Source organism: Rhodoligotrophos appendicifer, from assembly GCF_007474605.1.
Classification (GTDB): domain Bacteria; phylum Pseudomonadota; class Alphaproteobacteria; order Rhizobiales; family Im1; genus Rhodoligotrophos; species Rhodoligotrophos appendicifer.
In genome coordinates, this window is record NZ_VHKL01000014.1 from 11,610 (window position 1) to 26,024 (window position 14,415).

13 protein-coding genes are annotated in these 14,415 nt (G+C 63.9%); 3 read left to right on the plus strand and 10 right to left on the minus strand.

What is annotated here, in order from left to right; genetic code table 11:
• Window position 1: 1 nt before the first annotated feature.
• From FKM97_RS23725 to FKM97_RS23770, 10 genes are all read right to left on the minus strand, one after another.
• Window positions 2-916: a cupin-like domain-containing protein gene (locus FKM97_RS23725; protein ID WP_144294950.1), complete on the minus strand. Its 915-nt coding sequence runs from the start codon at window positions 914-916 to the stop codon at window positions 2-4.
• Window position 917: 1 nt separating this feature from the next.
• Entirely contained in the window at window positions 918-2,069 is a 1,152-nt protein-coding gene (locus FKM97_RS23730) for a GNAT family N-acetyltransferase (protein ID WP_144294951.1), read from the minus strand.
• A gap of 100 nt (window positions 2,070-2,169) precedes the next feature.
• On the minus strand, window positions 2,170-2,823 hold the full coding sequence (locus tag FKM97_RS23735) for a MarC family protein (RefSeq protein ID WP_144294952.1): 654 nt from the start codon (window positions 2,821-2,823) through the stop codon (window positions 2,170-2,172).
• Window positions 2,824-2,877: 54 nt separating this feature from the next.
• Window positions 2,878-3,063, minus strand: coding sequence for a 50S ribosomal protein L32 (gene rpmF, locus FKM97_RS23740; RefSeq protein ID WP_144294953.1), 186 nt, complete (start codon window positions 3,061-3,063; stop codon window positions 2,878-2,880).
• Between the two features lie 425 nt (window positions 3,064-3,488).
• On the minus strand, window positions 3,489-5,090 hold the full coding sequence (locus tag FKM97_RS23745) for a 5-guanidino-2-oxopentanoate decarboxylase (protein ID WP_170241110.1): 1,602 nt from the start codon (window positions 5,088-5,090) through the stop codon (window positions 3,489-3,491).
• Window positions 5,091-5,133: 43 nt separating this feature from the next.
• Window positions 5,134-6,144: a dipeptide ABC transporter ATP-binding protein gene (locus tag FKM97_RS23750; protein WP_144294955.1), complete on the minus strand. Its 1,011-nt coding sequence runs from the start codon at window positions 6,142-6,144 to the stop codon at window positions 5,134-5,136.
• The gene (locus tag FKM97_RS23755; RefSeq protein WP_144294956.1) at window positions 6,141-7,145 is read right to left on the minus strand and encodes an ABC transporter ATP-binding protein; all 1,005 of its coding nucleotides are present in this window, start codon (window positions 7,143-7,145) and stop codon (window positions 6,141-6,143) included. Before FKM97_RS23755 ends, FKM97_RS23750 begins: the two co-directional genes overlap by 4 nt.
• Window positions 7,145-8,059 (minus strand): ABC transporter permease subunit, encoded by a 915-nt coding sequence (locus FKM97_RS23760; protein WP_144294957.1) that lies wholly within the window; start codon window positions 8,057-8,059, stop codon window positions 7,145-7,147. The genes FKM97_RS23755 and FKM97_RS23760 overlap by 1 nt, the downstream gene beginning before the upstream one ends.
• Window positions 8,060-8,063: 4 nt before the next feature.
• Window positions 8,064-9,074: an ABC transporter permease subunit gene (locus FKM97_RS23765; protein ID WP_144294958.1), complete on the minus strand. Its 1,011-nt coding sequence runs from the start codon at window positions 9,072-9,074 to the stop codon at window positions 8,064-8,066.
• A gap of 219 nt (window positions 9,075-9,293) precedes the next feature.
• Window positions 9,294-10,865 carry an ABC transporter substrate-binding protein gene (locus tag FKM97_RS23770; protein WP_428977937.1) on the minus strand — a complete coding sequence of 524 codons (1,572 nt, stop codon included), beginning with the start codon at window positions 10,863-10,865 and terminating at the stop codon, window positions 9,294-9,296.
• A gap of 214 nt (window positions 10,866-11,079) precedes the next feature.
• Between FKM97_RS23770 and FKM97_RS23775 the strand changes: the two genes are divergently transcribed.
• From FKM97_RS23775 to ispG, 3 genes are all read left to right on the plus strand, one after another.
• Window positions 11,080-12,444, plus strand: coding sequence for an alpha/beta hydrolase (locus tag FKM97_RS23775; protein WP_144294960.1), 1,365 nt, complete (start codon window positions 11,080-11,082; stop codon window positions 12,442-12,444).
• 123 nt (window positions 12,445-12,567) lie between these two features.
• Window positions 12,568-13,005, plus strand: a complete 438-nt coding sequence (locus FKM97_RS23780) for a transcriptional repressor (protein WP_170241111.1) — start codon at window positions 12,568-12,570, stop codon at window positions 13,003-13,005.
• Window positions 13,006-13,100: 95 nt separating this feature from the next.
• Window positions 13,101-14,372, plus strand: coding sequence for a flavodoxin-dependent (E)-4-hydroxy-3-methylbut-2-enyl-diphosphate synthase (gene ispG, locus FKM97_RS23785; RefSeq protein WP_144294962.1), 1,272 nt, complete (start codon window positions 13,101-13,103; stop codon window positions 14,370-14,372).
• Window positions 14,373-14,415: the final 43 nt, after the last annotated feature.

Below are 14,415 nucleotides of genomic sequence, written 5' to 3' on the forward strand. Positions count from 1 at the left end.
CTCAGCCTTTGTAAAAATAGTTCGCCTGTGAACCGGCCAGCACCTGCCGGATCATCCGGCGAGCGATTTCGAAGCGTCGCAATGGTTGGAGCGCCATCCGTCCGCAAGTGAAGGCGCCGACCTTGATGGCATCCAGCGCCGGCTTTTGCCCCGGCGGCTGCTGCGCCAGCCCGACCCGCCGCAGCAGGCCGTTCACCGTCCGGATCTTGTTCAGCCGAATAACGCGCGGGCTCTTCCACGTGATCGCCATGGACACCGCATGGCTCGGCCCGGTCGCGACCCAGTGCGGCCACAGATACGGGATGTGCACGCCGTCCCCCGGCTCGAGTTCGAATTCTCGTGCACGCGCTTCGAATTCCGGACGGTAGCTCTGGTTTCTGTGTTTGTCCGGCGACATCTCCATCGCTGCTTCGCCAACCAGGCTCCGATCCTCGTTGTCGAACACATGGACGCGCTTCTGCCCCCGGATGTGAACGAGGATGTTGTCCTCGCCATCGATATGGAAGGGCGTCGTCGAATGGGCCGAGGCGATGAAGATGAAACCGCGCACGTCGCTCATCTCTTCGGCCGCCGCACCCGTGGAACGCCTGATGTCCTCGATCGACCCCTGCAATAGGCGCCGATAGTCGGGATCCGTCTCCACATTCTTGATGACCAGCCAGGCATTCGCGCTCTCGATGCTGGCGATCACCTCTGCCGCGGGCAGGTCGATGCTCGGCGTGTCTTCGGGCCTCTGGTCGATCCCGACGGAACCGGCATTATACTCGATCCGGTCCCGGTCCATGCTTTGGGCCAGCCGCACCAGCCGCTCCAGACGGAACAGCGGATGTCTCGCCATGCTGTGCCGGATCTTGAAGGGCTCCCGCAATAATTGCTCGCGCGCTTGCGCCGGCGTGAGCGAAAGATGATGGCCCATGTCAATTCTTCCTGATCAATGAATGCTTTAACCGCCGCAATCGACATGCCGCGAGGGTCCGGCTCTGCTCCGCCAGCACCAGCAGCCGGTGCAGGAATTTGGAGAAGCCGGGTGGCGTCACCAGCACGTCCCCGATCGCAAGTCTGTCGCGCCACAGGTGATTGATCATCCCATGGTCGGGGGTGGCGCAGGAATCCACGAGGTCGACGGCTGTCTGCCGGTCGAGCGCCGCCGTCGCCTCCAGCATCAGCAGCACCCCCGGCGAGGAGCGGGCCAGGGTTTCGTCATAGGCGATCTTGCCGAGCCAGGCTCTGCGCCCGCTGATCATCGCCCACAGCATGGCCACGGGCCGATCGTCCAATGTAAGCGCCCAGAACATCAGCCGGCCCTCGGCTGCGAGTCGGTAGCCGGCCTCCCGCAGAAACAGGGCCGAGGGCTCGTCCTGGGCCAGCGCGCTGCCCCGTCTTCCCTTCCAGCCAGACGCCTCCAGGGCCTCGAACTGGTCGAACCAGGGATCGAGGCGATCCCCCTGGCACAGGGCGGTAAAGCGCAGATCTCCCTGCTCGGCAAGGCGCGCCCGAAGCCGCCGGAATTCCTTGCGGCGATGCCGCGATACGGTGGCCTTGAACCGTTCCTCGAAACGCCCGTCAGGACGATAGCAGGCACGTTCATGGCGATTGGTGACGGAAACTTGGGCGCCGCTGCCTTGGGCGGCGGCTTCGATCTGCGCCATGGCAGCGCCCTCCAGAGGCAGCCGTGTCCAGAGGACCGGCAATCCGCGGGAAAACAGTTTGGTGAAGCCGGCGAAACCGTCTTTCTCGTTCACCAGGGGTGTGCCCAGAAAGTGATGGGCATGGGACCAACTGGTCAGGACGGGGCAGGGGATGCCCCATCTCCACCGCGTCTTCCGGAGCACGGCGACGAAGCCTGGTGCGCCATTGACCATTTCGGTGGCGATGATGGCATCGCGGCGCGGGTCGAGATGGCGCAATGCCGGCAGGACCCATGCAGGATCCGCGGCAAGGCTGGGCTCGGCAGCCGATCGGACCAGCGCGTTCCACGCGCTGAGCGCAACCGGGCTTTCGGCGATCGTGCCGGCTGCTGCGGTTGCCGAAGCGGATGTTGACGCGGAAGCACTGCCGAAGCGTACCATCTCGGAGCGACTGGCCCTGTGTGACGATCAATTCCGCCGTCATCAGCAAGGAGCGGGCCACAATCGTCGAGGTCGGACGAGAGTGCCGGGCGAGGGGGTGTCAGAGCAGCAGCGCGAATTCCCGGACCCCGTCGAGGATGAATTGCAGCGCCAGCGCCGCGAGGATGACGCTGAGGACACGGGTCACCGCACGCGTCACCATCGGGCTGATGTAATGGCTGACGGCGCCGGCGATCAGGAACAGGACGAGCGTCAGCAGCATGATGCCGACCATCACGCCCATGACCATCGACTGCGCGCTGAGGCTCCCCTGCTGTTCGTTCATCAGGAGAATGATGGAGGTGATGGCGCCGGGTCCGGCGATGAGCGGTATGCCCAGGGGAAAGACGCTCACATCGTCCAGATCGTCTTGCGGCAAAGCCTCCGCTTCGGCGTCCGCCTGGTCGGTGACGTTGCGCTCCCGGCGCTCATGATGCTTTTCGAACAGCATCTCCAGGGCGATGACGAAGAGCAGCAGTCCTCCGGCCATGCGGAAGGCCGCCAGGCTGATGCCGAGAAAGCGGAGCAGTTCGTCGCCGAGGAGACCGAAGGCGAGCAGAATCACGAAGCCGACAAAGACGGCCCGGCCGGCGATGATCCGGCGTTGGGACTTTGTGGCGTTCGGGGTCAGGGCGAGGAAGAGCGGGACGAGGCCGATGGGATCGATCACCACGAACAGGGTGATGAAACTCGCGAAGATGGCCTCTGTCCACACTCTAAAAAGTCCGACTCGCTAAATGGACCGGATGGCAGTCGGCGGATCGGGCGCTTAGAAGTCTTCGCGGGGCTCGAGGATCTGCTTGCCCCGGTACATGCCGGTCTTCAGATCGATGTGGTGCGGCCTGTGCAATTCGCCAGACTGCTTGCTCTCGACATAGCTCGGGGTCTCTTTCGTGTGACCCGAACGACGATTGCCGCGCCGCATGGGCGAGCTTTTCTTTTTTGGAACAGCCATGATCTAATCTCCTCGCGACAACCAAAAGGCTGCGCGTCGCCAAATTCGACAGCCAAACGGCTGCGCGTCGCCAAAATTCGGCGAGCTTGATGTGGCGCGCCTTATACAGCCTCATTCTCAAGATGACCAGAGCAACCTTCGCTCGATCGTCATCTCTGAAGTCACGTCGCGTACAATGGTGTCTCTCTTACGAACCACGGCCCCTCTCTGAGCGAACCATGGCCTCTCTCTGCGTCATCCTCCCTCTCTTCGTCATCCTCGGGCTCGACCCGAGGATCCAGGGCCAAGACCTGACGCTTTCCCCCCGGACAGGGGGCCCCTCCGCTCAGACCGCGGTGCCCGCTCGTCCCGGCCGCAACGAAGCGCCCCCTCTCGTCATCCCGGCCGAAGCGCAGCGCAGAGCCGGGACCCCAGCCATCGCCCGATCAAGCCACGATGTCCGACTTCACCTCGATGACCGTCGGGACCTTTGCCGTCAACGCGTCCTTGATGGCCGTCTCCAGCTCGGCCAGCGACGTGACCCGCACCCCCAGACAGTTGAAGGCTCGGCCCAGGGCTGGAAAATCGGGGTTCTTGAGGGTCACGGCATTGGGCTTGATGCCCTTCTTGACCATGTCGTCATGGATTTCCGCGAGCGACTCCGAATTCCACACGATGATTGGTAGCGTCAGGCCCGCTTCCGCGGCGGTGCCCAGCTCCTGGCAGGTGAATTGGAAGCTGTAGTCGCCCGTGATGAGCACGACGGGTCGATCGGGCTTGCCCAACTTGGCCCCGATGGCTGCCGGGAGTCCGTAACCGAGCGTGCCGAACCCGATCGGATGGCACCAGCTTGCCGGCTTTCCCATGGGAAACACTTGATTGGCCGAATAGGCGAGCTGCGTTTCGTCGCTGACCACGATCGTATCCTCGGGCAGGGCGCTTCGCACCACCTCCAGGACCTTCCGGTGCATCTTGCGTGAAGGCGCTTCGTTGGCCTCCACCTCCGCCCGGAATGCCGACACCCAGGAAGGCGTCACCCGCGACTTCGGGGCCTCTCCATGCCGCCCGATGGCAGCCACCAGGGCTTCCAGCGCGGGCTTCGCATCTGCCAGGATCGGCAGCGCGGCCGAATGCGGTGAGGCGATCTTTTGCGCATCCACGTCGATCCGGATCAGGGCGCCCCGGAACTTGATGGTCTCCCCGTCCAGCCAGAAATCCGTCTCCGCCAGCTCCGATCCCACCGCCAGAACCACATCGGCCTCTGAGAGCAGCTTATGCGTCTTCGGATCGGGCAGGATGGCGCCCAGGCACAGCGGATGATCGTTTGGCACGATCCCCTTGCCCGCGATGGTCGTCACCACGGCAGCCCCGACCATCTCGGCGATGCGCCGGGCCGGCTCCGTCGCGGCGACGGCCCCGCCGCCCAGCACCATGATGGGGCGCTCGGCCTTGAGCAGGAACTCCGCGGCCCGGTCGATCAGCACCGGGTCGGGCTGTGGCCGCGAGGGCAGGGACCTCGGTTCCCAGTCTCCCTCAGCTTCCGACTTGAGCACGTCGATGGGGATTTCGATATAGGCCGGCTGCGGCCGCCCCGCGCGCATGAAGGCCAGCGCCCTCGCGACCAGGTCCGGCACGTCCTTCGAGGCTGTCGCCACGGCCGCAAATCCTGCGACGCTCGCCGCCGCGCCATGTTGATCGATCATGTCGTGCAGCCGGCCGCGGCCTTGGCCCAGGTCCGGAACATCGAGCGTGCTGGAGATCACCAGCATCGGCGCCGAATCCGAATTGGCCTCGCCCACCGCCGTCAGGATGTTCGTCAATCCCGGCCCTGTGATGGTGAAGCATGCGGCGGGCTTGCCGGTCACGCGTCCATAGCCGTCGGCCATGAAGCCGGCGCCCTGCTCGTGCCGGGGCAGCACGTGCCGGATCGAAGATCGCGGCAGGGCCCGGTACAGCTCGACATTATGTACGCCAGGAATTCCGAAGGCTTGTTCGATACCATAGCCTTCCAGCAGGGCGACCAGAGCTTCGCCCGTAGACTGCGCCATTGTCTTTATTTCCTCTGTGGACTGACCTGTTCCCCACACGCCGCTAGCTTGGTACAGCGGCTTCGCTCGGAATGCCAGGGCTGATGCGCCCCTCCTCCACCGCATGGCAGGCCACCAGGCTGGGACCGGCCGGGAGCAGCAGCGGCCGTTCTCCCGGACATCGCTCGAACACGGCGGGACAGCGTGGGTGGAACGGGCAGCCCGACGGCGGATCGATGGGCGAGGGGAGCTCACCGATGAGCATGATCCGGATCTTCGCCCGCTCGGGATCGGCGATCGGCGTCGCCGAGAGCAGCGCCTTCGTATAGGGATGCCGGGGGCGTTCGAAGATCTCCTCCCGCGGCCCCTGTTCCACCGGGCGCCCGAGATACATCACCATCACCTCGTCCGCGATGTGACGGACCACGGAAAGCCCGTGGCTGATGAACAGATAGGCCAGGCCGAACCGCTCCTGAAGGTCCGCCAGCAGGTTCAACACCTGCGCCTGGATGGAAACGTCCAGCGCCGACACCGGCTCGTCCAGCACCAGGACCTCGGGGTCCAGCATGAGCGCCCGGGCGATGGCGATCCGTTGCCGCTGACCGCCCGAGAACATGTGCGGATAGCGCTCGTAATGCTCCGGTCGGAGCCCCACCTGCCGCATCATCGACCGCGCCTTCTCGCGACGCTCCCGAGCGGGCATGGCGCTGTTGACCAGCAGCGGCTCCTCGATGGCGTCGCCGATCTTCTGCCTTGGATTGAGCGAACCATACGGGTTCTGGAAGATGATCTGCACCTTTGAGCGCATCGCCCGCAACTGCTTGCTGTCCGCCGTGCCGATTTCCACCCCGTCGATCGTCAGGCTGCCGCTGGTCGGCGCCTCGATCATGGTGACCAGCCGCGCCAGGGTCGATTTTCCGCAACCCGATTCCCCCACCACGGCCAGTGTCTTGCCGCGACGGAGCGTGAAGCTTGCCCCGGCCAGCGCCTTCACCGTTGCCGGCTTGGAGAAGAGGCCGCCGCCCACCTGATAGACCCGTGTGAGATCCCGTGCCTCCAGGATGACGTCGCTCATGCCGCCGCCTCGCGCCGCGCCGGATCGGGATGGCCCTGGGGCACGCCGTGGATCAGGGGATAATGGCAGAGGGCCTTGCCCAGCCCCATCGCACGGGGTGGCTCGACCTGATGGCATTTCGCTGTCGCAAACTGGCAGCGCGGCGAGAACAGGCAGCCGTCCGGCCGGTCGAAGAGCCCCGGCACCACGCCGGGGATCGAGGGCAGTCTGCGGCCGCGCGCCCGCTCCGGCAGGGCCGCGAGCAATGCCGCCGTGTACGGATGATGCGGATCGGCGAACAGCGACCGCACCGGCTGCTCCTCCACCTTTTGACCCGCATACTGCACGCTGACCCGCTGCGCCGTCTCGGCGACCACGCCCATGTCGTGGGTGATCAGCACCAGTCCCATATGCGTGTCGCGCTGCAGCGTGATGAGCAGGTCCAGGATCTGCGCCTGGATTGTCACGTCCAGCGCCGTGGTCGGCTCGTCCGCGATCAGCAGCTTGGGCCGGCAGGAGATGGCCATCGCGATCATCACCCGCTGGCTCATGCCGCCGGACAGCTGATGGGGAAACGCCTTGAGCCGCCGCTCGGGCTCCGGAATTCCCACCGCCTGCAGCATCTCGAGGGCTCTGGCCTTCCGCCCCGCCCGATCCAGGTCGGTATGTTCCTTCAGCGTCTCGGCAAGCTGATATCCGACCGTGAAGCATGGATTGAGGCTCGACATGGGCTCCTGGAAGATCATGGCGATGTCCTTGCCGATGATCTTTCGCCGCTGCCGCGCCGACAGCGACAGGAGGTCGGTGCCGCCGAAGCTCAGCCTCTTCGCCCGCACCGTGGCCGTCCACGGCAGGAGTCCCATCACCGCGAGCATCGCGACCGACTTGCCCGACCCCGATTCTCCGACGACGGCGACGATCTCTCGGGCATCGACGCTCAGCGAGACGCTGTCGACCGCCTTGAGGTCGCCCATCGCGGTCTCGAACACGACGGAAAGCTCCTCGATCTCCAAGAGTGCCATCACGACCTCTTCAGCTTGGGATCCAACGCGTCTCGCAACCCGTCTCCCATCAGGTTGATCGCCAGCACGGTGATGAGGATGGCCAGCCCGGGAAAGGTCACCACCCACCATGCCCGGAGGATGAACTCCCGGGCTTCCGCCAGCATCGTTCCCCATTCGGGCGTCGGCGGTTGCGCGCCCATGCCCAGGAAGCCCAATGCTGCCGCATCCAGGATCGCGGTGGAGAACGACAGGGCCGCCTGCACGATCAGTGGTGCCATGCAGTTGGGCAGCACGGTCCTGAACATCAATCGCGGCAGTCTGACGCCCGCCACCTTGGCTGCCGTCACATAGTCCTTGGGTCTTTCCCCCAGCACCGCCGCCCGTGTCAGCCGCACGTAATGCGGTTGCTGCACGATGGCGATGGCGATCATCGCATTGGTGAAGCTGGGACCCAGCAGCGCCACCAGGACCAGCGCCAGCAGCAGGCTCGGGAACGACAGGATCACATCCATGATCCGCATGATCGTGGCGTCGACCGCCCCCGGCGAGAACCCGGCGATGAGCCCGAGCACCACGCCCACCACCAGGGAGATGCTGACGACGATGCACCCGATCAGCAACGAGTACCGGCTGCCGTAGATCAGCCGCGAAAGCATGTCGCGCCCGACGGCATCCGTCCCCAACAGGAACCGCCATTGTCCTCCATCGCTCCACACCGGAGGCACGAGAAGAGCGTCGCGATACTGCTCATAGGGCGCGTGCGGCGCGATCAGCGGCGCTAAGATCGCCACCAGGATGATGAACACGAAGAAATACAGCCCCCAGACCGCACCCTTGTTCTCGCGGAAATAGGCCCAGAACTCCCGCAGCAGTGCCACTCGCCCCGTCCTGCGGAGGTCGACCGCGGGTTCCGTGCTGCTGAGATCGCTCATGCGCTCATCCTCCGTGCCGGATCTTGGGATTGACCAGCCCATAGGTCAGGTCGACGACCAGATTGACCACCATGACGATGGCCGCGATGAGCAGCAGCCCACCCTGTACGGCCGGATAGTCCCGGCGGAAGATGGAATCGATCATCCATTTGCCGATGCCCGGCCAGGAGAAGATTGTCTCCGTCAGAATGGCGCCGGCGATCAGCACGCCTGTCTGCAGGCCGATGGTGGTGATCACCGGGATCATCGCATTCCGTAGCGCATGCACACCCACCACTCTCAGCGGGCTCAGACCTTTCGCCCGCGCGGTCCGCACGTAATCGTCGCTCAGCACCTCCAGCATGGCCGATCGCGTCTGCCGCGCGATCACCGCCAGGGGAATTGTGCCGAGCACGATGGTCGGCAGGATCAGGTGGCTGACAGCCGAAGTGAAGGCACCCTTCTGCCCCGAAAGCAGGCTGTCGATCAGCATGAAACCGGTGACCGACGGAAAGAAGTAGAGCAGCGAGATCCGACCGGACACCGGCGTCCACCGGAGGATGCCGGAGAAGAAGATGATCAGCAGCAGCCCCCACCAGAAGATCGGCATCGAATAGCCGATCAAGGCGACCGTCATCGCCGTATGGTCGAAGGCCGAGCGTCGCTTCACCGCGGCGAGGACCCCGGCCGGAATTCCGATCACGACGGCGAAGATCATGGCACAGACCGTCAATTCGACGGTTGCCGGAAACAGCGTCAGGAATTCCGTCAGCACCGGTTTCCGGGTGATGATGGAGACCCCCAGGTCCCCATGCATCAGATTGTTCATGAAGGTGAGGTACTGCTCCCAGATCGGCCGGTCCAGCCCATAGGCGCGCATCACCTCGGCATATCTCGCAGCGGTGAGCGATCGCTCTCCTGCCATCATCAGCACCGGGTCCCCCGGCAGGAGACGGATGAACCCGAAGGCGATGATCGTGACCCCGATGAAGGTCGGGATCAGCAGCAGGGTCCGTCTGATGAGGAACCAGATCATCGCCGACGCCAGGCGTCTGGGTCTCGACCCCCGCACCCCTCATCCTGAGGAGGCCCGAAGGGCCGTCTCGAAGGATCCTGAGGGGCCACCCCGTACCCCTCATCCTGAGGAGGCCCGAAGGGCCGTCTCGAAGGATCCCGAGGGGCAGCCATAGGCTGCGTCTCGAAGGACCCCCCGAGTTCCGCGGTGGCTCCCGATGCGATCAGGAGTGGCAACTCGCTATTCCGTGATGTCGACTCCGTCGAACCTGTGGCTGCCCAGCGGATCCATCTTGTAGTTCATGACCTTCTTGCTCATCGGCATGAACACGACCGAATGCGCCAGCGTGGCCCAGGGATCTTGCTCCTTGAACACCACTTGCGCCTGTTCATAGAGCTTCGTCCGCTCCGCCTGGTCGCTGACCACCTTCGCCTTCTGGATCAGGTCGTCGAACGGCTTGTAGCACCATTGTGCGCGATTGGCGGACCCCACCGCATCACAGCCCAGGAGCACCGCCAGGAAATTGTCCGGATCGCCATTGTCGCCCGTCCATCCCAGGATGACCGCGCCGTCTCTGTCCTTCTCCGACGACCGCTTCAGATACTCGCCCCATTCGAAGGTCACGATCTCGGCCTTCACCCCGATCTTGGCGAAATCCGCCTGGATCATCTCTGCGGTGCGGCGCGCATTCGGCATGTAGGGCCGTTGCACCGGCATTGCCCAGACCTTCATCGACAGATCCTTGACGCCGGCCTCTTCCAGCAGCTTCTTCGCGGCCTCCGGATCATAGGGATCGTCCTTCACCGCATCATTGTAGCTCCACATCGTCGGCGGGATGGGGTTCTTCGCGACGGCCCCGGAGCCTTCGAAGACCGCTTCGATGATCGCCGGCTTGTTGATCGCCATGTTCAACGCCTTGCGCACCCGCGCGTCATCGAAGGGCTTCACCAATGTATTGTAACCGAGATAGGCGACGTTGAGCCCCGCCTGTTCCTGCACTTGCAGGCTGGCATTTTCCTTCATGCTTTTGACGTCGGCTGGTGCGGGATATGACGCGACGTGGCACTCGCCCGCCTTCAGCTTCTCGTACCGGACGGCCGGATCCAGCGTGATGGCGAACACCAGATCGTCGATCGGCTGTTTGCCGCCAAAATAGTCAGGATTGGCCTTGTAGCGGATCGCTGCGTCCTTCTGATAGGCCACGAACTGGAAGGGGCCGGTGCCTACGGGCTCCTGGTTCAACATCTCCATCTTGCCGTCCGCCTTCAGCTTGTCGGCATACTCCTTGGAGACGATCGAAGCGAAGTCCATGGCCAGATTGGCGACCATTGGCGCTTCCGGACGATTGAGCACCATCTTGACCGTCTGGTCATCCACCTTTTCGATCGATTTGATCAGGTCAGGCATCGACATGGAGGCGAAATATTCCCAGTTGCCGCCGCCATAATTGTACCAGGGATCATCCTTTTTGAGCTGCCGTTCAAAGGAGAACACGACGTCGTCGGCATTGAGGTCCCGCGTCGGGGTGAAGAAATCCGTCGTGTGGAATTTCACGCCCTTGCGCAGCTTGAAGATGTATTCTTTGCCGTCATCCGAGACCTCCCAGGATTCTGCCAGTCCCGGGATCACGGATGTCTCTCCGCGCTCGAATTCGACGAGACGATTATAGATGGGCTTTGCCGATGCATCGAATGTTGTGCCGGCGGTAAAGAGTGCCGGGTCGAAGCCTTCGGGGCTTCCTTCGGAACAATAGACCAATGTTTTGGCATCTGCCGAAACGGCTGCTGCGGCGAGCAGCGACACACCGATCATGGCGCTCAGAAAGGCATTTTTTCTCATTTGTGACCTCCCATTCGCTCCGGGATCCCTCATCCCAGGCGTTTCTTCCTATCCACTATTGCAGCAATTCATTCTCGTGGAAACATCGCCGAAAGTGGCAGGAGATTGCGTCACTGCGGAGTTTCGGTTAATCGCCCTCTCGCGGGCCGGGCTTTTCTCCCGATGATGAATCAGGCAGCGTGAGTGAATGGCCGGTGACGCCCTATTGAGGATCATCCGCGGCCCTCTTGGGCCGTTCATAGCGCGTCCATGGTTCGATGAGCTGGCGCTGCTGGCGCTGAAGCGCTGGTTTCTTCCGGCCTCTCGCCAGTGGGCCGTCGCGAACGCGACCGGGACCGACCTTTCCGCTTTTCTCTCCACCCTGGGTGCCGGCGAGATCACCCGGGGCAGGTCGGAGATTGACCGGCTCCTGCATGATGTAAAGGAGGCGCGGGCTCGCCGCTTCGATGCCGAGGTTCGGTGGGAGGCGCATTTCTTCGGTCATGAGAGGGCACCGCCGGGTATCCTCGCCACCTATGAGAATGAACGGCTCGAGAGGGCACGGGCCCACACCGCGCTCTTCCGCCGGTTTGGCGGTTTTCGCTACAAACGGCCTTTGGAAAGCGCCACGTGGCGCATCCCGACCCCTGAGCAGGCGGAGATGATCTCGGGGCCCGAGGAGCTCGATCCCGCCGTCGTCTATAGCTTTCCACCCGAGGACATCATTCGCCAATCCGTCGCCCTTGACGATGCGGGTGGCCGCCAGTTTTGGATCCGCTTCCGATCTCCCTATGCCGTCGTCGGGGATCGGGTGACGGCCTGGGTCTACGAGCCGCGTGGCATCGCGAATCCGCCGACTTTGATCTTTGGCCACGGTCTGGGCATGGATTTCGACCATTGGCCGGGCATGAAGGCCGACACCTCGATCTTCACCAAGGCGGGCATCCGCGTGATCCGTCCGGAGGCGCCCTGGCATGGCCGTCGCGTTCCTCTCGGCCACTATAGCGGCGAGGTCTTTGCGGCGACCCTTCCCCTCGGCGCCGTTCACGGCCTGGCCGGATCCGTGCTCGAATGGTCGGTTCTCATGCGCTGGGCGCGTGCCACCTCCTCTGGTCCTGTCGCCGTCGGCGGCATCAGCCTGGGTGCCTTGACGGCACAGCTCTTGGCGGCGAAAGCCCGGTACTGGCCGCGCGAATACTGGCCGGATGCGCTCCTCTTGATCAATCATTGCGCCAGCATTTGGCACATACTGGCCAAGGGACGTCTCCCGGACGCGTGGAAGTCCCGCGACCGGCTCACCAAGGCCGGCTGGAACCGTGTGACCATCGCCCCCTATCTGCCGCTGATGGATCCCTGGGAGGAGACGGTGGTGCCCGCCCAGGCGATGGTGACGCTGAACGGCCGCTACGACAATGTTACCCCCTATGGCAGCGCCGAGCTTCTTCTCCGCCACTGGCAGGTCCCCGAAGAGAACCGGTTCCTCTGGCCCGGCGGTCACTTTTCCGTGCCGCTCGGCTTGATCCGCGATCAGCGGCCCCTCATTCGCTTCTCTCAGATCCTGAAAGGCCTGTGATGCCGGGTGTCTGGGACATGCGTGCATCTCCTGCCATTGAACCTGCTCTCGCGAAGTAATACTATAACAACAATGAAAGCCGCCTCATCCCCCATGGACCACGATCACGACCACGAGAGCTGCATGGGCGCGACCATTGCCCGCGCCGAACAACGCTGCGCCCGTGAGGGTGCGCGCCTCACGCCCCTGCGCCGCGAGGTGCTGGAGATCATTGCCTCCGGCCATGAGGCGGTCGGCGCCTACGACATCATCGAACGCATGGGCACCGCTGGCGACCGTCCGGCGCCCATCACCGTCTATCGCGCACTGGACTTCTTGCGCGCCCGCGGCCTCGTGCACAAGGTCGAGAGCCGCAACGCCTTCATCGTCTGCACGCAGGATCACGCCCATGCGCAGCGGTCCCTGCTGCTCATCTGTGACGTCTGCGGCCTCGTCGCCGAACGCGAGGCGGCCGGCGTTTTCGATGCCGTGGAGGGCTGTGCCCGCGCTGCAGACTTTACCGTGAACCGCCCCATCATCGAAGTGAATGGCACCTGTGCCCAATGCGCAACGGCCTCCTGAGGCAGCATTGCGGTCCCATCTGCGTCGCCGCACCCGTCTTGAAACCGAGATCCGCTCGTGCCAAAGACTGGGGATTAGGGTATGAGAGATGGATCATGGCTGATTTTCCGGATCTTCCGCGCCACAAGACGGTAGGCGTTATGGTGGGCGACGTGATGGTCGGCGGGGGCGCCCCTGTCGTCGTCCAGTCCATGACGAATACCGACACCGCCGATGCGGAAGGCACGGCCCGTCAGATCGCTGCACTTTGGCGCTCGGGCTCGGAGCTGGTTCGCATCACCGTCGACCGCCCCGAGGCGGCCGCGGCCGTTCCCCATATCCGCGACAAGCTCGCTCAGCGCGGCGTCGACGTACCGATCATCGGCGACTTCCACTATATCGGCCACAAGCTTCTTCACGATTATCCCGCTTGCGCCGAGGCGCTGGCGAAATACCGGATCAATCCCGGCAATGTCGGCTTCAAGGACAAGCGCGACAAGCAGTTCTCCATGATGATCGAGACGGCCATCCATTTCGGCAAGCCGGTCCGCATCGGCGTCAACTGGGGCTCTCTCGACCAGGAGCTCCTCACCAAGCTGATGGACGAGAATGCCCGCGCCGGCAGCCCCATGACCACCCGTGAGGTCATGCATGAGACCATGGTGCAGTCCGCGCTGGTCTCTGCCGCCCGCGCCGAGGAGATCGGACTGCCGCGCGACAAGATCATCCTGTCCAACAAGGTCTCCACGGTTCAGGATCTCATCCGCTGCTACGAGATGCTGTCCTCGCGCTGCGATTATGCCCTCCACCTCGGCCTCACCGAAGCGGGCATGGGGTCCAAGGGCATCGTCTCCTCGACCGCCGGCCTAGCCGTCCTTCTGCAGCAGGGCATCGGCGATACCATTCGCATCTCTCTCACGCCCGAGCCGGGCGGCGACCGGTCTCAGGAGGTCCGCGTCGGCCAGGAGATCCTGCAGGCGCTTGGCCTCCGGTCCTTCTCACCCCAGGTCATTTCCTGCCCGGGCTGTGGCCGCACCACCTCCACGGTCTTTCAGGAGCTCGCCAAGGACATTCAGGACTACATCCAGGTCCGTGTTCCGGAATGGCGCGACACTTATAAGGGCTTCGAGGAGCTGCAGCTCGCCGTCATGGGCTGCATCGTCAACGGCCCCGGCGAATCAAAATATGCCGACATCGGCATTTCCCTTCCCGGCACCGGCGAAATTCCCGCAGCTCCGGTTTTCGTCGACGGCAAGAAGATCATGACCCTCCGCGGCGAGGACATCGGCGACCAGTTCAAGCGCCTGCTCGAAACCTATGTCGACCGCCGCTACGGCCAGGGCTTCCCCCCCGGCGAGCGCGTCGAGATGGTGACCGCCGCCGAATAGCACCGGCCGAAGCTCCACTCCCGTCATCCCGGGCGCGCTGCAG